This window comes from Achromobacter sp. CSND-B12, from assembly GCF_052906545.1.
This window is the reverse complement of record NZ_JBREGJ010000001.1, coordinates 4,670,977-4,691,871: the sequence shown is the minus strand read 5'-3', so window position 1 is coordinate 4,691,871 and position 20,895 is coordinate 4,670,977. Positions and strand designations below refer to the sequence as shown.

Genomic DNA, 20,895 nt, shown 5'->3' with positions numbered 1-20,895 from the left:
GGGTTATGCGGGCGTGCTCGTGACTGTCTGGCGGATCAGCGATCGATCTCGCCGAAAACGATGTCCTGCGTACCAATGATGGTGACGGCGTCGGCGATCATGTGACCGCGCGACATTTCGTCCAGCGATTGCAGGTGGGCGAAGCCGGGGGCCCGAATCTTCAGGCGGTACGGCTTGTTGGCGCCGTCCGACACCAGGTAGATGCCGAACTCGCCCTTGGGATGCTCCACCGAAGCAAACGCTTCGCCCGGGGGCACGTGGAAACCTTCGGTGAAGAGCTTGAAGTGGTGGATCAGCTCTTCCATGTTGGTCTTCATGGCGGTGCGCTTGGGCGGGGCGATCTTGTGGTTCTCGATCATGACCGGGCCCGGGTTGTTGCGCAGCCATTCCACGCACTGGCGGATGATGCGGTTGCTCTCGCGCATTTCGGCGATGCGGACCAGGTAGCGGTCGTAGCAGTCGCCATTGACGCCGACGGGAATGTCGAAATCGAGCAGGTCGTAGACTTCGTAGGGCTGCATCTTGCGCAGGTCCCAGGCCACGCCCGAGCCACGCAGCATCGGGCCGGTGAAGCCCAGCGCCTTGGCGCGATCGGGATCGACCACGCCGATGCCGACCAGACGCTGCTTCCAGATGCGGTTGTCGGTGAGCAGGGTTTCGTACTCGTCGACGCAGGCGGGGAAGCGGTTGGTGAAGTCTTCGATGAAATCCAGCAGCGAGCCCGAACGCGCGTCGTTCATGACGCGCACTTCCTTCTCGCCACGGTATTTGCTGGTCTCGCCGTACTGCGGCATGGTGTCCGGCAGGTCGCGGTAGACGCCGCCCGGACGATAGTAGGCCGCGTGCATGCGCGCGCCCGAGACCGCTTCGTAGCAGTCCATCAGGTCTTCGCGTTCACGGAAGGCGTACAGGAACACCGCCATGGCGCCCACGTCCAGCGCGTGCGAACCCAACGACATCAGGTGGTTCAAGAGGCGCGTGATCTCGTCGAACATGACGCGGATGTACTGCGCGCGCAGCGGGGCTTCGACGCCCAGCAGCTTCTCGATGGCCATGACGTAGGCGTGCTCGTTGCACATCATGGACACGTAGTCCAGGCGGTCCATGTAGGGCAGCGCCTGGATGTAGGTCTTGTGCTCGGCCAGCTTTTCAGTGGCGCGGTGCAGCAGGCCGATGTGCGGGTCGGCGCGCTGGATGACTTCGCCGTCCAGCTCGAGCACCAGGCGCAGCACGCCGTGGGCGGCCGGGTGCTGCGGGCCGAAGTTGAGCGTGTAGTTCTTGATTTCTGCCATGATTCAACGTCCCAAGCCGTAGGTGTCTTCGCGCACCACGCGCGGCGTGATCTCGCGCGGGTCGATCGTGACGGGCTGGTAAATGACGCGCTTCTGTTCCGGGTCGTAGCGCATTTCGACGGTGCCGGAGAGCGGGAAGTCCTTGCGGAACGGGTGGCCGATGAAGCCGTAGTCGGTCAGGATGCGGCGCAGGTCGGGGTGGCCTTCGAAGACGATGCCGTACAGGTCGAACGCCTCGCGCTCGAACCAGCCCACGGCCGGCCAGCATTCCATCAGCGAGGCGACCATCGGGAATTCGTCGTCCGGCGCCCAGGTGCGCACGCGCAGGCGCCAGTTGTTCTCGACCGAAAGCAGGTGCGCGACCACGGCGAAGCGCGCGCGGTGCACCTTGGCGTTGGCTTCCTCGGGCAGCTGGCGCGTGCCGTTGCCCCAGGTGAGGTAGTCAACGCCACAGAGGTCGATACAGATTTCGAAGCGCAGGCCGGCTTCGGTGCGCAGCTTGTTGCAGACGGAGAACCACTGCTCCGCGGGCACTTCGAGCGTCAGCTCGCCCAGCGCCTCGGTCAGCGCGATGTCCGCGCCGAGGGTGGTCTGCAAATTGTTTTTCAGGGTTTCGAGCCTGGTCATCATCTTGTACGCTTAGGTGAACCGATACGCTGTTTCGCGGGGTCCTGCGGCGGCGTTTGCGGCGGCCGCGGACCGGTGCGCAAACTCAGCGCGCAATCGTGTTGGTCAGGCGGATCTTGTTCTGCATCTGCAGCAAGCCGTAGACCAGCGCCTCGGCCGTGGGCGGGCAGCCCGGCACGTAGACGTCTACCGGTACGATGCGATCGCAGCCGCGCACCACGGAATACGAGTAGTGGTAGTAACCGCCACCATTGGCACAGGATCCCATCGACACCACCCAGCGCGGTTCGGGCATCTGGTCGTAGACCTTGCGCAGCGCCGGCGCCATCTTGTTGCACAGCGTGCCGGCCACGATCATCAGGTCGGACTGGCGCGGGCTGGGGCGGAAGATGATGCCGAACTGGTCCAGGTCGTAGCGGGCCGCGCCCGCGTGCATCATCTCGACCGCGCAACAGGCCAGGCCGAAGGTCATGGGCCACATGGAGCCGGTTTTCGCCCAGTTAAGGAACTTATCGGCGCTGGTTGTGATGAACCCTTGCTTGAGAATGCCGTCTATAGCCATATTCGTCTCTGATAGCGTGCGGTGATGAAATAACCCGAAGGGTCATTCCCAGTCCAGCGCGCCCTTTTTCCATTCGTAGATGAAGCCGACGGTCAACACGGCGAGGAAAACCATGACCGTCCAGAAGCCGACGATTCCAACCGTGCCCTGGGCGATGGCCCACGGGAACAGGAACGCGATTTCCAGGTCGAAAAGAATGAACAGGATCGCCACCAGGTAGTAGCGCACGTCAAACTTCATGCGCGCGTCTTCGAACGCTTCGAAGCCGCACTCATAGGGGGATAGCTTCTCGGCGTAGGGACGCCGCGGGCCAAGGAGGGAGCCGGCCGTCAGAAGCGCGAACCCGATAAGGGTGGCCACTACGATAAACAGCAGGACGGGGAAATACTGTTGCAGGTTCATTCAGGCGTCCGTCAAATGCGCAAACCTTAGGATTGTAGCATTCGCGCGGTTACTTCCGGCTGAACTCTGTAGCGTGAACAGCGGGTGAAAGACTGCATTTCTCCAGTGGAACAATCGCAGTCTTTGACGGGAAGCAAACAGCTTACCGCAATCGCTCCACGCCCGCGCCGCCAGCACCACAAAACGCCCGCACAGCGGCCACGCGCGACGCCATTCACAACCCCTTCACCGCCGATCGCGTACACGTCGCGACGACACACGACACCCGCCCGCACGCACCGCCATGCGCGCGGACCTGTCGCCTAAAAAGCAGACATTTCGGACATAAAAAAAGCCACCCCGGAGGGTGGCTTCATATGAACGGGCCGAAGCCCGCTCATGCACTACGAATCGAGGCAGGACTTGCGCCCTGCTTTCGATTAGAAGCGGTGACGCAGGCCGACGCCGACGGCGGTCGCCTTGACGCCATCGTTGAAGGCGTAGTTCTTCGAGTACGAACCGTAGGCGTACAGGTTGGTACGCTTGGACAGGTCGTAGGTGTAGCCGGCCGAGAACACGTTCATCGTGGCGTCGTCGCCAGTCAGCTTGTTGTTCGACGGATCGACACGCTGCCACGAACCGAACAGGCTCGAAGCACCGCCGATCGGGGCCGACAGACCCAGCAGGTACGAGTTGGCCTTGAAGCCATCAGCGAACTGGTTGGCACCGAAGCCGAGCTTACGCGACGTACCATCAACGGTAATCGTGCCCGAAGCGCCAGCCGGGTTGGACGTGGCGAACCAGCCGTCGGTGGTGCGAGCGTAGGCCAGGGCCAGCTTGACCACTTCGAAGTCATACGAACCGCCGATCATGTACGAACGGGGGGTGGCGTCAACTTCACCTTGAGCCTGGTTGTGCGAAGCGTTCAGCTGGTCGTACGTCAGGGCGACGTTCAGCGGGCCATTGACGTAGCGCAGACCGGTCGTGATGGCACGGACGTTGTCGGCGGTCTTGAAGCCAACGCGATCCGGATCAGCCTTGGTCGAACCGTCGGCATTGCCATCATCAGCGCTGAACGAGTAGCCAACGCCGAACTGGAAGCCGCTGAACGACGGGGTTTGGTACATGACCATGTTGTCGTAGCGTTGCGTGTTGGCAGCGCTCATGCCGGTACCGATGTTGGCGACGTTGAAGCCGGCGCCGAACGGATCGATCGAACCGAAGTACTTCGACGCGATGTTGGTTTGGCGACCGAAGTCCAGTTGACCCCAGCTGTCGCTGGCCAGACCGACGGTGGCTTGACGGCCGAACAGACGGCCGTTTTGGCCCGACTTGCCGTTACCCGAGTCGAAACCCGATTCCAGTTGGAAAACAGCGCGCAGGCCGTCACCCAGATCTTCCGAACCACGCAGACCCCAGCGCGAACCGTTCTGGACGCCGTTGATCATGCCGATCTTGCTGCCGTTCTTGGCATCGCCAGCACCGCTGATCTTGTTGTAGCCGATACCCGTGTCGATGATGCCGTACAGGGTGACAGACGTTTCTGCCTGGGCGACACCGGCGAAACCGGCGAGCAGGGCGGCAGCGAGCAGAGTCTTTTTCATTTAAGAAATCTCCGTTGATTTGAGTGACAAGAGCAGCAATCCAGCAAACCAGCCTGCCGCCCCCCTAACTCCGCGAAGGGAAGTTGACGCTATTGCATCAAAAATCAGGGGGGCTGGCTATGGTAGACACCAGAAAAGTGCAGGTTTGCGACAGCCTTGTTGGGATATTGCAACATCAGACCAATCCCGCTAGGGCTAACCCTGAATTTTGCAAACGATCACGTATCCACGCGACTTTCAGCCCTGACCCCAATAATTCGCTGATACCGCCCTTATTTCTTTTGAACGATTTTCCCCAGTCCGCCAGCGCCCGGTTGAGGCCCTGCCGTCCCGCCGGCCCGCGCCCTTGCGTGGCCGGTTGGCGATGTCTTTAATAACGTTGTTATTTAAATAAATCGTCGATATTATTTAACAACACCTCAATCCCCTGGCTGCCGATGCCCACCTCAACTCCGCGCGCTGACCGCAACGAACGCCTAAGCGCCCTGCGCCGCCAGATGATCCTGGACGCCGCGCAGCGCGTATTCGAGCGTGACGGCCTCGAAAAGACCACCATCCGCGCGATCGCCAAGGAAGCCGGTTGCACCACGGGCGCGATATATCCCTGGTTCGCCGGCAAGGAAATCCTGTACGGCGCCTTGCTGGACGAATCGTTGCAGCGCCTGCATGCGCATCTGCAGGCGGCGACCGCCGACTGCGCCCCCCCTGCCGCGGCGCGCCAGGCCATCCTGGCCTTCTTCGGCTACTACGCCGAGCGCCGCACCGATTTCTCACTCGGGCTGTACCTGTTCCAGGGCCTGGGGCCGCGCGGCCTGGGCCGCGAGATGGACGAGCAACTGAACGGCCGGCTGCGCCAATGCGTCGACGTGCTGGGCCAGGCGCTGGCCCGCACCAAGTCCTGGACCGCCGGCGCGGTCCAGGTCGAGCAGATGAACGTCTTCACCTACCTCATCGGGCTGTTGTTGCTGTTGCACACCCGCCGCCTGAAATCCCTGGGCCAGCAGGCCGACGTCCTGCTGGATCATTATTGCCACGCGCTGGAACAACGATGACCTCCACCACCCTGCCCTGCGCCCGGGCCGAGGCGCCACTGATCAGCCTGGCCGACTTCCAGCTGTTGCTGGCCGAACAGCATCCCTTTTCCCTGTTGCTGGGCATCGAGGTGCAACGGATCGGCCGCGGCACCGCCCTCGCCGTCCTGCCCGCGCGCGACAGCCACCAGCGCCTGGGCGGGATCGTCGCGGGCCCGATGCTCATGGGGCTGGCCGACCTGGCCATGTATGCCGCGGTGGTCGGCGCCACCGGACAGGCCCATGCCGTCACCGCCAGCCTGACCATCAACTTCCTGCGCAAGAGCCCGGCCGGGGCGGTCCACGCCGACGCCCGGCTGCTCAAGGTGGGCCGCCTGTCGGCGGGCGAGGTCATCCTGACCGCGGCCGGCGGCGGCGAACCGCTGGCCCATATCGTCAGCACCTGGTCGGTGCCCAAGCCATGAGCCTGCGCATCAGCATCGTGGGAATGGGGCGCACCGGCACCCGGGCGGCGCGGCGGCTGCTGGCGGCCGAGCCCGATATCGCCCTGACGGTCTATGACATCGACCCGGACCGCTGCGAGGACTTCCGCGGCAGCGCGACCCTGGCCACCTCGGCGCGTGAAGCCCTGGCCGAGTCGGACACCATCGTGCTGGCGCTGCCGCGCGAACGCGAGATCGACCGCACCCTGGAGCGCTTCAGCGACGGCGAAGTGACCGCGCCCGTGGCCGGCAAGCTGATCGTCGACCTGGAACCCCCGCCGCCAGACCGGGCGCGCCGGCTCGACCAGGCGATCGCCACCGCCGGCGGCCGCTATGCCTGCGCCGCGCTGGGATCGCGGGATATCCGCGGAACCGACGCGCGCCTACTGGATGCGCTGCTCCCGCCGCGCTGAAGCGCTCGCCCGTTCCGTCACGGCCACGCAGATGGCCAGCCAGGCGAAGCTGATGGCGAAACCCGCCGCCACGTCGCTGGCGAAGTGCACTTGCAACAGGACCCGGCTCAACCCGATCGCCATGATCAGCGCGGCGGCCAGCGCCACGCCAGGCAACCGCCAGGCAACCGGCGCGAGACGCCAGGCCAGGTAACACGCCGCGCCGTACACCGCCATGGCCGCCGAGGCATGCCCGCTGGGGAAACTCCAGCCCAACGCCGTCGCGAAACCGTGGTCATGTTCGGGGCGGACGCGCTCGAAGCCGTGCTTGAGCAGCCGGTTGAGCGCCCCGCCGCCGCCGGTGGCAATGGCGCAGAAAGCGGCCAGGCGCCACTGCCGGTGCCACAGCAACGCCACCGTCATCGCGATGGCCAAGACCGTCAACAGGCTGCGATCGCCCAGGGTGGTGAACCACGACAGCAGCCACAGCACGGAATCCGCCATCGACATGCTCAGGGCGCCTGCCAGGGCGCTGTCGAACTCGACCACCACGCCCGGTCGCGTCACGGCCGCGGCCAGCGACAAGAAGACGGCGCAGGCCAGGGCGACCGCACCGGCGAAGCCAGCCAGGCGGGCCGCGGGCGTGGCCCGGACATAGACCCGCGCCAGCAGCACCGCCACGAGCGCGATGCCCGCCGGCGCCAGCATGAACAGGAGCAGCGCGTGGGACGCCACCCAGGCCGCGCAGGAATCGGTCATCGCGCCCCCGGCGGCAGGCCGGCCGGGCCATCGCCGCCAGCCGTCGTGACCAGCGTCCTGTCGGCCGGCGCGAAAGCGTGGGCGCCAGCGGCGTAGTCCCAGCGCTCCACGTGGCAGACGCGCGTATCGCCCGCGGTTTCGCAGCTGATCAGGTTGACCGAATTGGGGATATTGCCCCGCACCCGGCGCGAGCATGCGGTGCCGGCCTGCACCACCCAGCCGGCGGCCACGGCCGGGTCGACGCTGGCCGGCAGCACGTAGGGCAGGTGGATATGCCCCCCCAGGATCAGGTCGATCCCGGCCTGGGCCCAGGCGGCCAGCGCACGTTGGCGGCCGATCAGCAGGTTGGAGTGATCGGATTCGACCTTGGCGCGCATCGGGTGATGCGCCACCACCACCCGCAACTGCCCCGGCCTGGCCTGGCGCAGGCGCTGCGCCACGCGCGCGATCTGCGCATCGGAAATCTCGCCGTCCTTGCGGCGGCGGGGCCGCGTGGTGTTGACGCCGATGGCCAGCAGCCCGTCGGATTCATAGACCGGCTCGAGCACGGCGCCGAGCGCGCGTTTGTAGTTGCCGTAAGGATTGAGCGCCCGCGCGAACAGGTTGAAGAGCGGAATGTCGTGATTGCCCGGCACCGCCAGCACCGGCAGCGACAGGCGCTCGATGAACTTGCGGGCGGCGGCGAACTGGCCGCGCCGCGCGCGCTGGGTGATGTCGCCGCTGATCACGACCAATTCGGGCGACAGTGATCGGGCCAGGTCCAGCGCGGCCTCGACCACCGGCTTGCGCTCGGTGCCGAAGTGGGTGTCGGAGAATTGCAGGATGCGCGTCATGGCCGCCCCTCTTCCGGGGCGGCGACCGGCACCACCAGCGGCAGAGGCGTGTCGGACACCTTGAATTCCAGCGGGGTGTCCATCCAGGATATTTCGCCGTCCATGGCGACCTTGACGCGGCGGCGCCCACGGATCGAGACCATCAGACGGTCGAAGGCGAAACTGACGACGTGCTCGGCCTCGCCCAGCCGGCTGAACAGGCCGCGCAGCAACAGGCCGTACAGCGCCAGCGTGCCGACTGGCCGCGCCGCCATGGCCACCAGATGGCCGCGGTCCAGTTCGGCGGGATCGATGCCGATATGCTCCAGTTGCAGGCGATTGTTGCCCACCACCAGCGTTGGCGAACGCAGGTCGCGCACGCGGCCTTCGTAGTCGAGCCGCAGGCTGAGCTGGCGCGGCGCGCGCATCAGCGTCACGAGCCCGGACCACAGCGCCACCAGGCGGCTGCGGCCGAAGCGCTGTTTGTAGGCTTCGCGGTCTTCGAGCAGTTGCGGATACAGGCCCAGGCTGGCATTGACCAGGAACAGGCGGCCGTTGAGCAGGCCCACCTGCACCGGCCGCAGCTCGCCGCCCAGCAGGCCGCGCAGCGCGGCTTCGGTGTCCTGCGAGATGCCGTAGCGGCGGCCGAAGTAATTGAAGGTGCCTTGCGGCAGGATGCCGAACGGCACGCCCTGCCCCAGCACCTGGCCGGCGACAGCGTTGAGCGTGCCGTCGCCGCCGGCCGCGACCACGATGCCGCCGGCCTCGCGCGCCCGGGCCACGGCCTCGCGCGCGGTGGCGACCAGGCGCGACGGATCGTCGACCGGCATCAGCTGGAAGCGGCGGCCGGCCTCGTCGAGCACGCGTCGGATGATGTCCTGCAGCGCTTGCGCGTCGCCGCGCCCGGAGCCGGTGTTCAGGACGATGAAGAGGGGTTCGTGTCCCGTCAGGGGAGGAGCCCCGCTCGCCGGGCTCTGCTGGATAGGCGTCATGGGCAAAAGATAGCCCATGGCGGCAAATCGCCGCAACCGTGCCGGCGCGCGCCGGGTAGGCGCGCCGGCATGAGGCTCAGCGGCCGACCGCGTAGGCCTGCATCAGGCGCGGCGTGGCGGCAGCGTGCAGCAGGCCGTCGGCGTCGCGCGAAGCGGCGGTCAGGCGGCCTACCGACCATTGCGGCACTTCCTCGATCTGGTGGCCGCGGGCGCGCAGCGCGGCAATGGTCTCGGCGCCGAAGCCGCTTTCCACCGCGAGGTGCCCCGGCTTGCGGTCGCGCGGGTAGAACGAGGTGGGGAAATGCATGGTGTGCGACATCGGCAGGTCGATGGCTTCCTGCAGGTTCAGGCCGTGGTGCGCGTGGCGCAGGAAGAACAGCAGTTGCCATTGCTCCTGCTGGTCGCCGCCCGGCGTGCCAAATGCGAGATAGGGCCGGCCCTCGCGCAGCGCCAGCGACGGCGTCAGCGTGGTGCGCGGGCGCTTGCCCGGCGCCAGCGTGCCCGGCAGCCCCTCCTCCAGCCAGAACATCTGGGCGCGGGTGTTCAGGCCGAAACCCAGTTCCGGGATCACCGGCGAGGACTGGAACCAGCCGCCCGACGGCGTGGCCGAGACCATGTTGCCCCAGCGGTCGATGACGTCGACGTGGGTGGTGTCGCCGCGCTTGACCGAGGCGCGCATGTCGGCCAGCGTCGGCTCGTTGGTCGCGCTGCCGGGGGCCGACACCTTGGACAGCCGCTGCAGGGTGTCCATCACCCGCGCCACCTGCGCCTCGAAACCGGGGATCTGTCCGGGCCGCAGGTCCTGCGAGGCCTGCTCGCCGATGAGGGCGCGGCGCGCGTCGTTGTAGTCGTCGGACAGCAGTTGCGCCAGCGGCACGTCGACGAAGGCGGGATCGCCGTAGTAGGCCTCGCGGTCGGCGAAGGCCAGCTTCATGGCTTCGGTGACGCGGTGCACGAACTCGGCGCTGGTCGGGCCGACGCCGGCCAGGTCCATCTCCTTGAGCAGCGCCAGGGTCTGCAGGAACACCGGCCCCTGGCTCCAGGCGCCCGCCTTGGCCACGGTGTAGCCGTGGTAGTCATAGGTGGCGGGCTGGTCGTAGTTGGCGGACCAGCCGGCCAGGTCGTCGGCGGTGATCACGCCGCGATGGCGCTGGCCGCTTTCGTCCATGACCTCGTGGCCGCGCGCGAACTTGTCGATGGCCTCGGCCACGAAGCCGCGGTAGAAAGCGTCGCGGGCGGCCTCGATCTGGCGCTCGCGGTCGGCGCCGGCCTGTTCCGCTTCCCGCAGCACGCGGGCCCAGGTGGCGGCCAGCGCCGGGTTGCGGAACAGCTTGCGGGCCTCGGGCACGTTGCCGCCGGGCAGGTAGACCTGCGCGGTGGTGGGCCAGTGGGCCTGGAAGAAGTCTTTCAGGCCGGCGATGGTGTTGGAGATGCGCGGCATCAGCGCGTGGCCGTGCTCGGCATAGTAGATGGCCGGTTCCAGCACGTCGCGCACGCGCATCGTGCCGTGGTCGCGCAACAGCTGCATCCAGGCGTCGAACGCGCCGGGGATCACGGTGGCCAGCAGGCCGTTGCCGGGGATCAGACCGAGGCCTTCGGCGCGGTAGCGCTCGAGCGTGGCGGCGGCGGGCGTGGTGCCCTGGCCGCACAGCACTTCGAGGCGGCCGGTGCGGGCGGAATAGAACACCGCCGGCACTTCGCCGGCCGGGCCGACCAGGTGGGGCTCGACCACCTGCAGCACGAAGGCCGAGGCGACACAGGCGTCGAAGGCGTTGCCGCCGCGCTCCAGCAGCGACATGCCGGCCGAGCTGGCCAGCCAATGGGTGGACGTCACGACACCGAAGGTGCCGAGGATTTCCGGGCGAGTCGTAAACATCATGATGCGATCCTGTTGCGGACGGCGCGAGGCCGGCGGCCGCGAGAGACAAGTAAAAACGGGACCCGCAACCGGGTCCCGTGTCTGGCTCGATGCTACTTCCCGGCCAGGGTGACGCCCTTCAGGCGAATCAGGCCATCGGGATACGGCACGAAGCCTTCCAGCTTCTTCTGCGTGCCGAAGGTCCACGGCAGGTAGAACAGATAGACGATGGGACGCTGGTCCTGCATCACCGACAGCACCTGGTCGTACAGGGCGCGGCGCTTGGCCGTGTCCGGCTCGGCGCGGGCCTCGTTGAGCAGCTTGTCGGCCTGCGGGTCGCAGAACTTGCCGTCGTTCAGGTTGCCCTTGCAGCTCAGGTACTGGTGGATGTTGCCGCTGGGATCGACGCGGCCGGACCAGCCGCTCTGCCCGACTTCGAAGTCGCCGCGGGCCAGCGACGATTGCAGCGAGGCGAACTCGACCGGACGCAGGGTGATGTCGAAGCCGGCCTCGGCGCCCATGGCCTGCACCAGCTCGAACACCTGCTGCATGGTGGTGTTGTTGCCGAAGGTGATCTCGAACTTGACGCGATCGAAGCCCGCTTCCTTGAGCAGGGCCTGGGCCTTCCTGGGATCGCGACCGGCGTGCTCGAACGACTTGTTGTAGGCGAAGCTGGCCGGCGGGAACGGCTGGTAGGCCGGCTGGTACTGGCCTTCGCCGATGACCTGGTTGAGCACGTCGCGGTCGATGGCCAGGTCGAGCGCCTGGCGCACGCGCTTGTCCTTGGCCAGGGGGTTGTTGGCGCGCGCGCCGTTGCCCAGGTTGACCGAAATCGACTGGAAGCCCAGGCCGGTGACCGGCGCCAGGCGCAGGTTGGCGTCGTCCTTGACCGCCTTGGCATCGCTGGGCGCCACGCGTTCGATGATGTCGAGGTCGCCGGCGCGCAGGTTGTTCAGGCGCACGGTGTTGTCGGGGATCGGCGTGAACACCACGCGGTCGAAGTGGTAGTTGGCGGCGTCCCAGTACTTGGGAAATTTCTCGAGCACGATGCGGTCGTTCTGCACCCGCTCCTTGAACTGGTACGGGCCGGAGCAAACCGGCTTGCCGCCGGGGTCCTTGTCGAACGAGGCGGGCGAGATCATCATGCCGGCCCGGTCGGACAGTTGCGACAGCAGCGAGGCGTCGGGTTCGGACAGGTGCAGCACCACGGTGCCGGCGTCGGGCGCGTCGACGCTGGCCACGGTGGCCAGTTCGCTCTTGCGGTTGCTGTCGGGCAGCGTGCGGGCGCGGTCCAGGTTGGCCTTGACGGCGGCGGCGTCGATCGGCGTGCCGTCATGGAACACGGCATCGGTGCGCAGCTTGAACGTCAGGGTCTTGTTGTCCGGGCTGGTGCTCCAGGACTGGGCCAGCTGCGGCACGAACTTCAGATCCGGCGTGATGTCGACCAGCTTGTCGCACAGCGAGGCGAACACGATGCGGCCGACAAAGGTGCGGGCGCGGGTCGGATCGAGCACGTCCGGGTCGTCCTGCAGGCCCACCCTCAGGGTCGATTGGGCGTGGGCCAGCCCGCTGGCCAGCATTCCCGCCATGGCCATGGCGAGGCAGAGTTTACGCATGAATGATCTCCGTCGATTCAGGCGGCCTGCTTCCCCCCGCGCCGGACGGCGCGCCGCCCGGCAATGAGGGAACAGACCCCGAGCCGTGCTGCATCGCCGGGCCCATCCCCCCGTTGCGCACGTTCTTGTTGGATTCTGCGCCAGGCGCGCGGCGATTGTATAGAGCGGCGGCCGCCAGGCGCCCGCCCCTGGTCCCGGACGACCGCCTTGCGGACGGAACGACGTCGATCCTTCAGGGCAACCGGCAGGGCGCCGAGAAATCCACCGCCTCCAGCACCGCTTCACGCAATCTGGCGACCAGCGGCCGGGCGTCGTCGCGCCGGTACTGGAATGAATACGGCAGCGCCGCCGGCGCCGGCTCGCAGTGCAGCACGCACAGGCTGCCTTCCGCCTGCAAGGCCTGCGCCCAGTGGCTGGGCAGCAGGCCGACGCCGGTGCCCTCGATCAGCAGGCCGGCAATGGCGCCCCAGTTGTTGCAGCACAGGCGCTCGCCGGCCACGTCGCGCCCGGCCAGCCAGTCGTCGATGATGCGGGTGGTGCCGGCGCCCGGCGGCAAGGTCACCAGCGGCAGCCGCGCCAGCAATGCCGGCGACATGCGGGTGTCGCCCTCGAGCATCGCGGGCGCGGCGACCCAGGCGAACGCGGCTTCGCCGATCGGCGCGGAAGCGATGTTGGGCCGCGAGGAACGCCCGGCGATGACGGCGAAGTCCAGTTCGCCGTCGGCGACCCGCTGCTCCAGCACCTGGCCGATGTCCACGTAGGGTTCCAGCACCAGTTCGGGATAGGCGGCGCGCACCACGCCGATCAGGCGCGGCAGCCAGGTGAGCGCGGTCAGTTCGCCCACGCCGAAGCGGCAGCGGCCGCGCAGGACCGGGGTTTCCGCCAGGGAGGCGCGAATCTGGTCAGCCGCTGCCAGCAGTTCGCGCGCCTGCGGCAGCAGCCGCTGGCCGGCGTCGGTCAGCACGGCCTTGTGGCCGCTGCGGTCGAACAGCGGCCGCCCCAATGCGTCCTCGAGTTCGGCGATGCGCTTGGACAGCGACGACACCGACAGGTGCAGGCGCTCGGCCGCCACGGCGAAACTGGCGCAGGTGGCGGCCCAGTAGAAGGCTTCGAGTTGCTTGAGGGTCATGGCCGGATTGTAGGGGCACGGCCTGGCGTGGCGGCGGCCGGCGCGGCATCGGGACGCGGGCTAACGGGTCGGCCGCGTCCAGGGGGTCAAGCGGCCTGCGGCGTCCGCAGTTGCGGCGACAGCCGCAGGGTGTCGATGGCGGCGCGGAGCATGCGCTCGACGCGCGGCCAGATATCACCCTTGAGGCGATCGGACCAGCAGATAGTGCCGAACACGCCCTCGATCAGGGAGTGCAGGTAGACATTGGACAGGCGCACGTCCAGCGCGCGCGGCAGGTCTTCGCGGCTGACCGCGGCGCGCAGCAGTTTTTCGGAGGTGCGCAGGGCGTGGCGTTCCCACAGGTCGCGCCGGCGCAGGAGCGGCGCGTTCTCGTCGCTGCGCTCGCATTTCAGGTACAGGATTTCCAGCACGCGCTGCACCGAGCCTTCCTCGGCGTAGATCTGCACGTACTGGCGCATCGAGGCATACAGCGATTCCAGCGCCTCGCCGTCGGTCGAGACCCGGGTCAGCGACACGGCTTCGCCCAGGGCCCGGTCGCACATGGCGATGCAGACGTCGATCTTGTTCTTGTAATGGCCGTAGACGGCGCCCCGGGAAACGCCCGCGAAATCGGCGATATCGCTCATGGTGGTACTGGCCACCCCCTTGGACAGGAACACGTGCTCGGCGGCGTCCAGGATGCGGTCGCGGGTGCGTTGGGATTCTTCTTTCGTCTTGCGGGCCATACAAAGATCTCCTTGTAAATGAATGGGTTGCGGGGAAAAACGGATTGACGTGAAAACGGCGGCCCCGTTTGCGGAGGCCGCCGTCTGCGCACTGTAAAGATGTATGCAGCCGCCAGCATACTTTTGAACAAAACAATTAATCAAGCATGATGGATTAAATGATAGACTGCGGACCCCACAGGGAAAACCCGCGCACTTTCCCTTCCTCGCCCGCCATGGGCAACCCACAATAACTTCTAAAAATGTCGCACCGAGTCCCTCTCAGAACGCTCGCATTCGTATCCGTACTGCTTCTTGTTTCCGCCTGCTCGAAGAAGGAAGCCCCCGAAGCCGCCAAGGCGCCCGCCGAAATCGGGGTCATCGTGGCCAAGGCCACGCCCACCTCGGTGGCCAGCGAACTGCCCGGCCGGCTGGAGCCCTATCGCGAGGCCGAAGTGCGCGCCCGCGTGGCCGGCATCGTCACCCGCCGCCTGTATGAAGAAGGCCAGGAAGTGGCGCGCGGCGCCCCGCTGTTCCAGATCGATCCGGCGCCGCTGCAGGCGGCCTACGATTCCGAGGCGGCCGCGCTGGCGCGCGCCCAGGCCAACCTGTCCGCCGCCGCCGACAAGCTGCGCCGCTACGCCGACCTGGTGTCGGACCGCGCCATCAGCGAACGCGACCACGCCGAGAGCGTGGCCGAGGAACGCCAGGCGCGCGCCGAAGTGGCGTTGGCCAAGGCCAACCTGCAGAGCGCCAGGCTGCGGCTGGAATACGCCCGCGTCACCTCGCCGATCGACGGCCGCGCGCGCCGCGCGCTGGTCACCGAGGGCGCGCTGGTGGGCGAAGGCCAGGCCACGCCGCTGACCGTGGTGCAGCAGCTCGACCCGATCTACGTCAACTTCTCGCAGCCCGCGGCCGAGGTCATGCAGTTGCAGAAGCAGATCCGCGCCGGCGCGCTTGAGGGGGTTGCGCCCGACAAGATGCGGGTACGCCTGCTGCTGCCCGACGGCTCCGAATACGGCCAGGGCGGCACGCTGTCGTTCGCCGACCTGGCGGTGGACCCGGGCACCGACAACGTGACCATGCGCGCGCTGTTCGACAACCCGGACCGCGTGCTGCTGCCCGGCATGTACGTGCGCGTGCGGCTGGAGCAGGCCGTCAACCGCGACACCTACCTGGTGCCGCGCGACGCCCTGCTGCGCAATGCCGACGGCGCGCACCTGCTGGTGGCGGGCGACGACGGCGAGCTGCGCAGCGTGGCGGTGGCCGCGCACCGCCTGCTGGGGCCGAACTGGGTCATCACCGAGGGGCTCGAGGGCGGCGAACGCGTGGTCGTGGAAAACGCCGCGCAGCTGGCCCCTGGCCAGAAAATCAAACCGGTCGAGCGGGCCGCGCCAAGCGCGCCCGTGGCGACCGCGGGAAATAACGAAAAAAGGTAAACCGCCATGGCGCGTTTCTTTATCGATCGCCCCGTCTTCGCGTGGGTGATCTCGCTGCTGATCGCGCTGGTCGGCCTGTTGTCGGTCCGCGCGCTGCCGGTGGCGCAGTATCCGGACATCGCTCCGCCGGTCGTCAACATCGGCGCCAGCTATCCCGGCGCCTCGGCCAAGGTGGTCGAGGAGGCCGTCACCGCCATCATCGAACGCGAGATGAATGGCGCCCCGGGGCTGATGTACACCTCGTCCAGCAGCGACTCGACCGGCTGGGCCAGCATCAACCTGACCTTCAAGCAAGGCACCAACCCCGATATCGCGGCGGTGGAAGTGCAGAACCGCCTGAAAGCAGTCGAACCGCGCCTGCCGGAATCCGTGCGGCGCGACGGCGTGCGCGTGGAGAAGGCCGCCGACAACATCCAGCTGGTGGTGTCGCTGAAGTCGGATGGCAGCCTGGACGACATGCAACTGGGCGAACTGGCCGCATCCAATGTGCTGCAGGCGCTGCGCCGGGTCGAAGGCGTGGGCAAGGTGCAATCGTTCGGCGCGGAAGCGGCCATGCGCATCTGGCCGGACCCGGCCAAGCTCACCGCCCTGTCGCTGACGCCGGGCGACATCGTCTCGGCCCTGCGCAGCCACAACGCGCGCGTCACCATCGGCGAACTGGGCAACCAGGCCGTGCCGAAGGACGCGCCGCTGAACGCCAGCATCGTGGCGGGGGAATCGCTGCATACGCCGGAACAATTCGCCAACATTCCGCTGCGGGCGCAGCCGGACGGCGCCACGCTGCGCCTGAAGGACGTGGCGCGGGTGGAGCTGGGCGGCACCGACTACATGTACCTGTCGCGCGTCAACGGCATGACGGGCACCGGCCTGGGCATCAAGCTGGCGCCGGGCTCGAACGCGGTCGAAACCACCCGCCGCATCCGCGAAACCATGCGCGAACTGGCGCAGTATTTCCCGCCGGGCGTGAGCTGGGACATCCCGTACGAGACCTCCACCTTCGTCGAGATCTCGATCCAGAAGGTGCTGATGACGCTGCTGGAGGCGGTGGCCCTGGTGTTCTGCGTGATGTACCTGTTCATGCAGAACCTGCGCGCCACGCTGATCCCGACGCTGGTGGTGCCGGTGGCGCTGCTGGGCACCCTGGGGGTGATGCTGGGGCTGGGCTATTCGATCAACGTGCTGACGATGTTCGGCATGGTGCTGGCCATCGGCATCCTGGTGGACGACGCCATCGTGGTGGTCGAGAACGTCGAGCGCATCATGGCCGAGGAAGGCCTGTCGCCGCATGACGCCACGGTCAAGGCCATGGGCCAGATCAGCGGCGCCATCGTCGGCATCACGGTGGTGCTGGTGTCGGTGTTCGTGCCGATGGCGTTCTTCGACGGCGCGGTCGGCAACATCTATCGCCAGTTCGCCGTGACGCTGGCGGTGTCGATCGCCTTCTCGGCCTTCCTGGCGCTGTCGCTGACGCCGGCGCTGTGCGCCAGCCTGTTGAAACCGATCCCGGCCGGCCACCACGAGAAGCGCGGCTTCTTCGGCTGGTTCAATCGCGCCTTCGCGCGCCTGACCACGCGCTATACGGCGCGCGTGGCCGGCGTGCTGGCGCGGCCGGTGCGCTTCGGGCTGGCCTACGCGCTGGTGATCGGCGTGGCGGCGCTGCTGTTCGCGCGGCTGCCGTCGTCGTTCCTGCCCGACGAGGACCAGGGCAGCTTCATGGCCATGGTGATTCTGCCTCAGGGTTCGCCGCAGGCCGAGACCATGGCCGTGGTCAAGGACGTCGAGCGCTACATGATGGAGCATGAGCCGGTTCAGTACGTGTATTCGGTCAACGGCTTCAGCCAGTACGGCAGCGGCCCGAACTCGGCCATGTTCTTCGTCACGCTCAAGGACTGGAAGGAGCGGCGCGATGCCTCGCTGCACGTCGATGCGGTGGTCAAACGCATCAACGAGGCCTTTGCCGACCGCAAGAACCTGATGGTGTTCGCGCTCAACTCGCCGCCGCTGCCGGACCTGGGCTCGACCTCGGGTTTCGACTTCCGGCTGCAGGACCGCGGCGGCCTGGGCTACGAGGCCTTGACGCAGGCACGGCAGAAACTGCTGGCGGCGGCGGCCGAGCATCCGGCGCTGACGGACGTGGTGTTCGCCGGCCAGGAAGAGGCGCCGCAGCTGCAGTTGCGCATCGACCGCGACAAGGCGCAGGCCATGGGCGTGCCGATCGACGAGATCAACACCGCGCTGGCGGTGATGTATGGCTCGGACTACATCGGCGACTTCATGCTCAATGGCCAGGTGCGGCGCGTGACCGTGCAGGCCGACGGCAAGCGCCGCGTGGACGTGGACGACATCTCGCGCCTGCACGTGCGTAACCTGCAGGGCCAGATGGTGCCGCTATCGGCGTTCGCCACGCTGAAGTGGTCGATGGGGCCGCCGCAGTTGAACCGCTACAACGGCTTCCCGTCGTTCACGATCAACGGCTCGGCGGCGCCGGGCCACAGCAGCGGCGAGGCCATGCGCGCCATGGAAACGCTGGCGGCCGAGCTGCCGCGCGGCATCGGCTTTGATTGGTCGGGCCAGTCGTACGAAGAGCGGCTGTCCGGCAACCAGGCGCCGGTGCTGTTCGCGCTGTCGGTGCTGATCGTGTTCCTGGCGCTGGCGGCCCTGTACGAAAGCTGGTCGATTCCGCTGGCGGTGATCCTGGTGGTGCCGCTTGGCGTGATCGGCGCGCTGCTGGGGGTGACCATGCGCGGCATGCCCAACGACATCTACTTCAAGGTCGGCCTGATCGCCACCATCGGCCTGTCGGCCAAGAATGCGATCCTGATCGTGGAAGTGGCCAAGGACCTGGTGCGCGATGGCCAGGGCATCCTGTCCGCCACGCTGGAAGCGGCGCGGCTGCGGCTGCGGCCGATCGTGATGACCTCGCTGGCCTTCGGCGTGGGCGTGCTGCCGCTGGCGCTGGCCAGCGGCGCCGCCTCGGGCGCGCAGGCCGCCATCGGTACCGGCGTGCTGGGCGGGATCATCACCGCGACCGTGCTGGCGGTGTTCCTGGTGCCGCTGTTCTTTCTTATCGTGGGGCGCATGGTCGGCATGCGCGCCCGCCCCGCGCGCCCCGAGGGCCGCGAACCGCTGGAGACGACGCCATGAAACCCGTGGCAATGACCCTGCTGGCGCTGGCACTGTCCGGCTGCTCGCTGGCGCCGACCTATGAGCGCCCCGCGGCGCCCGTGCCGGCGCAGTACGACACGCCGGCGCAGGCCGGCCAGGCCGCCGCGCCGCAGGACTGGCGCGCCTATTTCAATGACCCCGCGCTGCAGGCCTGGATCGCGGCCGCGCTGGTCAACAACCGCGACCTGCGGGTCGCGGCGCTGCGCATCGAAGAGGCGCGCGCGTTGTATGGCGTGCAGCAGTCCGAACGCCTGCCGGCCATCGATGCCAGCGGCGAATTCAGCCGCGGCCGCTTTACCGAGCCGGGCCAGTCCGGCACCGCGGTGTCCAGCCGTTATCGCGCGGCCGTCGGCATCACCGCCTTCGAGCTGGATTTTTTCGGCCGGGTGCGGAGCCTGTCGGAGGCCGCGCTGGCGCGCTACCTTGCGAGTGAAGAAGCGCATCGCGCCGCGACGCTGGCGCTGGTGGCGGAAACAGCCACGGCCTACTTCAACCAGCGCTCGCTGGCCGAGCAACTGCGCCTGACCGACAGCACGCTGGCGCTGCGCGAGGCCTCGCTCAAGCTGACCCAGCGCCGCTACGACGCCGGGCTGGAAACCGCCATCGGCCTGCGCACCGCGCAGATGCTGGTGGAAAGCTCGCGCGCCACGCGCGCCGAGCTGACCCGCGAAGCCAGCCTGGCACGGCACGCGCTGGGCCTGCTGGCGGGCGACTTCAGCCAACCGGTGGGCATCGACCCGACACCGCTGGAAAGCCAGAGCCTGACGCCGCTGGCGGCGGGCCTGCCGTCCGAGCTGCTGACGCGCCGTCCCGACCTGCGCCAGGCGGAACAGGCGCTGCTGGCCGCCAACGCCGATATCGGCGCGGCGCGCGCGGCGTTCTTCCCCTCGGTGCAGCTGACCACGGACATCGGCACCACCGCCGACCGCTTCTCGGACCTGTTCAGCGGCGGCACCGGCGGCTGGAGCTTCGCGCCGCGCCTGACGCTGCCGATTTTCAACGCCGGCCGCAACCGCGCCAACCTGTCGCTGGCCGAGACCCGCAAGCACATCGCCGTGGCGCAGTACGAGGGCAGCATCCAGGCGGCGTTCCGCGACGTGGCCGACGCCCTGTCGGCGCGCGACGCACTGCGCGACCAGATCGAGGCCCAGCGCAAGGTGCGCGACGCCGACCGCGAACGCCAGCGGCTGGCCGAGAGACGCTACACGCGCGGCGTGGCGAACTACCTGGAGATGCTGGAGGCCCAGCGCAGCCTGTTCGAATCGGAACAGGAATACATCCGGCTGCAGCAGCGCCGGCTGGTCAATGCGGTGGACCTTTACAAGGCGCTGGGCGGCTGGGACGACGGCAAGGCGCCGGCCTCGTGATGCCTGCCGTCAGGGGCGCGGGCTGATGCGGTAGGCGCAGCGGCGCGCGCCCAGCAGGATGTGCTCTTCGCGCTCGACGCGCACGTCCTCGCCCAGCACCTGGCGGAACAATTCCAGTTCGCTGCGGCAAAAGCCCATACAGGCCTGGGCGGCGGCGCAGATGGGACAGTGGTTTTCGATGAACAGGAAATCATCGCCATCACGGCGGGTTTCGGCCATGTAGCCTTCCGCCGAGCGCACCCGCATCAGGCTGTCGACGCGCTGCGCCAGGTCGCGCGCGCCTTGCAGCGCCTGGCGGTAATTGGCCAGCATGGCGGCCTCGCGCACCGAGATCAGCTTGTCGACGCCCTCGTCGCCGAACACCTGGCGCACGGCGTTGATCATCTGCACCGTCATGTCGGCGTGCGTATCGGGAAAACGGCGGTGGCCGGCGTCGGTCAGGAACCAGATCTGCGTTGGCCGGCCGCGCCCGGCGCTGCGGCTTTCCGAATCCACCAGGCCGTCCGCGTGCAGGCGCGCCATCTGCTGGCGCACCGCTTCCGCCGTGACGTCGAGCGCCTTCGCGATGACCGCGACAGACTGCGGGCCGCGTGTCTTGAGCGTCATGAGCACGCGGTCCGCAGGCTGGTGCGGCTGCCAGGAGAGGGGATGGGACAGGTTGTCGTCGGACATGGAAGATCGGA

At 67.7% G+C, this 20,895-nt stretch carries 19 protein-coding genes; 6 read left to right on the top strand and 13 right to left on the bottom strand.

What is annotated here, in order from left to right; translation table 11 throughout:
- Positions 1 to 35: 35 nt before the first annotated feature.
- From ACUTAG_RS22175 to ACUTAG_RS22155, 5 genes are all read right to left on the bottom strand, one after another.
- The gene (locus ACUTAG_RS22175) at positions 36 to 1,292 is read right to left on the bottom strand and encodes an NADH-quinone oxidoreductase subunit D (protein ID WP_006389211.1); all 1,257 of its coding nucleotides are present in this window, start codon (positions 1,290 to 1,292) and stop codon (positions 36 to 38) included.
- 3 nt (positions 1,293 to 1,295) lie between these two features.
- A complete protein-coding gene (locus ACUTAG_RS22170; RefSeq protein ID WP_006389210.1) occupies positions 1,296 to 1,922 on the bottom strand; it encodes an NADH-quinone oxidoreductase subunit C in 627 nt (208 codons plus the stop codon).
- Positions 1,923 to 2,004: 82 nt separating this feature from the next.
- Complete coding sequence (locus ACUTAG_RS22165; RefSeq protein ID WP_006217960.1) at positions 2,005 to 2,481, bottom strand: NuoB/complex I 20 kDa subunit family protein; 477 nt, start codon at positions 2,479 to 2,481, stop codon at positions 2,005 to 2,007.
- Positions 2,482 to 2,523: 42 nt separating this feature from the next.
- Complete coding sequence (locus ACUTAG_RS22160) at positions 2,524 to 2,883, bottom strand: NADH-quinone oxidoreductase subunit A (protein WP_020924744.1); 360 nt, start codon at positions 2,881 to 2,883, stop codon at positions 2,524 to 2,526.
- A gap of 419 nt (positions 2,884 to 3,302) precedes the next feature.
- Positions 3,303 to 4,466 (bottom strand): porin, encoded by a 1,164-nt coding sequence (locus ACUTAG_RS22155; protein WP_054437462.1) that lies wholly within the window; start codon positions 4,464 to 4,466, stop codon positions 3,303 to 3,305.
- Positions 4,467 to 4,903: 437 nt separating this feature from the next.
- Between ACUTAG_RS22155 and ACUTAG_RS22150 the strand changes: the two genes are divergently transcribed.
- The 3 genes from ACUTAG_RS22150 to ACUTAG_RS22140 are packed head-to-tail and all read left to right on the top strand — an operon-like array spanning position 4,904 to position 6,392.
- On the top strand, positions 4,904 to 5,518 hold the full coding sequence (locus ACUTAG_RS22150) for a TetR/AcrR family transcriptional regulator (RefSeq protein ID WP_148316415.1): 615 nt from the start codon (positions 4,904 to 4,906) through the stop codon (positions 5,516 to 5,518).
- A complete protein-coding gene (locus ACUTAG_RS22145) occupies positions 5,515 to 5,961 on the top strand; it encodes a PaaI family thioesterase (protein ID WP_020924747.1) in 447 nt (148 codons plus the stop codon). Before ACUTAG_RS22150 ends, ACUTAG_RS22145 begins: the two co-directional genes overlap by 4 nt.
- Entirely contained in the window at positions 5,958 to 6,392 is a 435-nt protein-coding gene (locus ACUTAG_RS22140) for an NAD(P)-binding domain-containing protein (RefSeq protein ID WP_020924748.1), read from the top strand. Before ACUTAG_RS22145 ends, ACUTAG_RS22140 begins: the two co-directional genes overlap by 4 nt.
- Here the strand turns inward: ACUTAG_RS22140 and ACUTAG_RS22135 are convergent.
- The 7 genes from ACUTAG_RS22135 to axyZ form a co-directional block, all read right to left on the bottom strand.
- Positions 6,363 to 7,130: a phosphatase PAP2 family protein gene (locus ACUTAG_RS22135; protein ID WP_026382610.1), complete on the bottom strand. Its 768-nt coding sequence runs from the start codon at positions 7,128 to 7,130 to the stop codon at positions 6,363 to 6,365. The genes ACUTAG_RS22140 and ACUTAG_RS22135 overlap by 30 nt on opposite strands.
- Positions 7,127 to 7,963 carry a metallophosphoesterase family protein gene (locus ACUTAG_RS22130; protein WP_054517587.1) on the bottom strand — a complete coding sequence of 279 codons (837 nt, stop codon included), beginning with the start codon at positions 7,961 to 7,963 and terminating at the stop codon, positions 7,127 to 7,129. The genes ACUTAG_RS22135 and ACUTAG_RS22130 overlap by 4 nt, the downstream gene beginning before the upstream one ends.
- The gene (locus tag ACUTAG_RS22125) at positions 7,960 to 8,934 is read right to left on the bottom strand and encodes a diacylglycerol/lipid kinase family protein (RefSeq protein ID WP_148316413.1); all 975 of its coding nucleotides are present in this window, start codon (positions 8,932 to 8,934) and stop codon (positions 7,960 to 7,962) included. The genes ACUTAG_RS22130 and ACUTAG_RS22125 overlap by 4 nt, the downstream gene beginning before the upstream one ends.
- A gap of 76 nt (positions 8,935 to 9,010) precedes the next feature.
- The gene (locus tag ACUTAG_RS22120) at positions 9,011 to 10,810 is read right to left on the bottom strand and encodes a gamma-glutamyltransferase family protein (RefSeq protein ID WP_148316875.1); all 1,800 of its coding nucleotides are present in this window, start codon (positions 10,808 to 10,810) and stop codon (positions 9,011 to 9,013) included.
- A 95-nt stretch (positions 10,811 to 10,905) separates the two neighbouring features.
- Positions 10,906 to 12,408, bottom strand: coding sequence for an ABC transporter substrate-binding protein (locus ACUTAG_RS22115; protein WP_006389201.1), 1,503 nt, complete (start codon positions 12,406 to 12,408; stop codon positions 10,906 to 10,908).
- Between the two features lie 232 nt (positions 12,409 to 12,640).
- Positions 12,641 to 13,537 carry a LysR family transcriptional regulator gene (locus tag ACUTAG_RS22110; protein WP_148316411.1) on the bottom strand — a complete coding sequence of 299 codons (897 nt, stop codon included), beginning with the start codon at positions 13,535 to 13,537 and terminating at the stop codon, positions 12,641 to 12,643.
- A gap of 86 nt (positions 13,538 to 13,623) precedes the next feature.
- The gene (gene axyZ, locus ACUTAG_RS22105) at positions 13,624 to 14,262 is read right to left on the bottom strand and encodes a multidrug efflux transcriptional repressor AxyZ (RefSeq protein ID WP_020924753.1); all 639 of its coding nucleotides are present in this window, start codon (positions 14,260 to 14,262) and stop codon (positions 13,624 to 13,626) included.
- A gap of 242 nt (positions 14,263 to 14,504) precedes the next feature.
- On the opposite strand from axyZ, the gene axyX reads away from it, so the two are divergent.
- From axyX to oprZ, 3 genes are read left to right on the top strand one after another with little or no spacing between them, the layout of a single operon-like run.
- Positions 14,505 to 15,680 (top strand): multidrug efflux RND transporter periplasmic adaptor subunit AxyX, encoded by a 1,176-nt coding sequence (axyX, locus tag ACUTAG_RS22100; RefSeq protein ID WP_054445374.1) that lies wholly within the window; start codon positions 14,505 to 14,507, stop codon positions 15,678 to 15,680.
- A gap of 6 nt (positions 15,681 to 15,686) precedes the next feature.
- A complete protein-coding gene (gene axyY, locus ACUTAG_RS22095; RefSeq protein WP_446650345.1) occupies positions 15,687 to 18,824 on the top strand; it encodes a multidrug efflux RND transporter permease subunit AxyY in 3,138 nt (1,045 codons plus the stop codon).
- Positions 18,821 to 20,212: a multidrug efflux RND transporter outer membrane subunit OprZ gene (gene oprZ / locus ACUTAG_RS22090; RefSeq protein WP_148316405.1), complete on the top strand. Its 1,392-nt coding sequence runs from the start codon at positions 18,821 to 18,823 to the stop codon at positions 20,210 to 20,212. Before axyY ends, oprZ begins: the two co-directional genes overlap by 4 nt.
- Before the next feature lie 9 nt (positions 20,213 to 20,221).
- On the opposite strand, the gene ACUTAG_RS22085 is transcribed toward oprZ, so the two are convergent.
- Positions 20,222 to 20,884 carry a helix-turn-helix transcriptional regulator gene (locus ACUTAG_RS22085; protein ID WP_026382616.1) on the bottom strand — a complete coding sequence of 221 codons (663 nt, stop codon included), beginning with the start codon at positions 20,882 to 20,884 and terminating at the stop codon, positions 20,222 to 20,224.
- Positions 20,885 to 20,895: the final 11 nt, after the last annotated feature.

What these genes read in the sequence shown, in the direction of transcription:
- ACUTAG_RS22175 (WP_006389211.1), bottom strand. Translation starts at nt 1,292, where the DNA reads ATGGCAGAAATCAAGAACTACACGCTCAACTTCGGCCCGCAGCACCCG.
- ACUTAG_RS22170 (WP_006389210.1), bottom strand. Translation starts at nt 1,922, where the DNA reads ATGATGACCAGGCTCGAAACCCTGAAAAACAATTTGCAGACCACCCTC.
- ACUTAG_RS22165 (WP_006217960.1), bottom strand. Translation starts at nt 2,481, where the DNA reads ATGGCTATAGACGGCATTCTCAAGCAAGGGTTCATCACAACCAGCGCC.
- ACUTAG_RS22160 (WP_020924744.1), bottom strand. Translation starts at nt 2,883, where the DNA reads ATGAACCTGCAACAGTATTTCCCCGTCCTGCTGTTTATCGTAGTGGCC.
- ACUTAG_RS22155 (WP_054437462.1), bottom strand. Translation starts at nt 4,466, where the DNA reads ATGAAAAAGACTCTGCTCGCTGCCGCCCTGCTCGCCGGTTTCGCCGGT.
- ACUTAG_RS22150 (WP_148316415.1), top strand. Translation starts at nt 4,904, where the DNA reads ATGCCCACCTCAACTCCGCGCGCTGACCGCAACGAACGCCTAAGCGCC.
- ACUTAG_RS22145 (WP_020924747.1), top strand. Translation starts at nt 5,515, where the DNA reads ATGACCTCCACCACCCTGCCCTGCGCCCGGGCCGAGGCGCCACTGATC.
- ACUTAG_RS22140 (WP_020924748.1), top strand. Translation starts at nt 5,958, where the DNA reads ATGAGCCTGCGCATCAGCATCGTGGGAATGGGGCGCACCGGCACCCGG.
- ACUTAG_RS22135 (WP_026382610.1), bottom strand. Translation starts at nt 7,130, where the DNA reads ATGACCGATTCCTGCGCGGCCTGGGTGGCGTCCCACGCGCTGCTCCTG.
- ACUTAG_RS22130 (WP_054517587.1), bottom strand. Translation starts at nt 7,963, where the DNA reads ATGACGCGCATCCTGCAATTCTCCGACACCCACTTCGGCACCGAGCGC.
- ACUTAG_RS22125 (WP_148316413.1), bottom strand. Translation starts at nt 8,934, where the DNA reads ATGACGCCTATCCAGCAGAGCCCGGCGAGCGGGGCTCCTCCCCTGACG.
- ACUTAG_RS22120 (WP_148316875.1), bottom strand. Translation starts at nt 10,810, where the DNA reads ATGTTTACGACTCGCCCGGAAATCCTCGGCACCTTCGGTGTCGTGACG.
- ACUTAG_RS22115 (WP_006389201.1), bottom strand. Translation starts at nt 12,408, where the DNA reads ATGCGTAAACTCTGCCTCGCCATGGCCATGGCGGGAATGCTGGCCAGC.
- ACUTAG_RS22110 (WP_148316411.1), bottom strand. Translation starts at nt 13,537, where the DNA reads ATGACCCTCAAGCAACTCGAAGCCTTCTACTGGGCCGCCACCTGCGCC.
- axyZ (WP_020924753.1), bottom strand. Translation starts at nt 14,262, where the DNA reads ATGGCCCGCAAGACGAAAGAAGAATCCCAACGCACCCGCGACCGCATC.
- axyX (WP_054445374.1), top strand. Translation starts at nt 14,505, where the DNA reads ATGTCGCACCGAGTCCCTCTCAGAACGCTCGCATTCGTATCCGTACTG.
- axyY (WP_446650345.1), top strand. Translation starts at nt 15,687, where the DNA reads ATGGCGCGTTTCTTTATCGATCGCCCCGTCTTCGCGTGGGTGATCTCG.
- oprZ (WP_148316405.1), top strand. Translation starts at nt 18,821, where the DNA reads ATGAAACCCGTGGCAATGACCCTGCTGGCGCTGGCACTGTCCGGCTGC.
- ACUTAG_RS22085 (WP_026382616.1), bottom strand. Translation starts at nt 20,884, where the DNA reads ATGTCCGACGACAACCTGTCCCATCCCCTCTCCTGGCAGCCGCACCAG.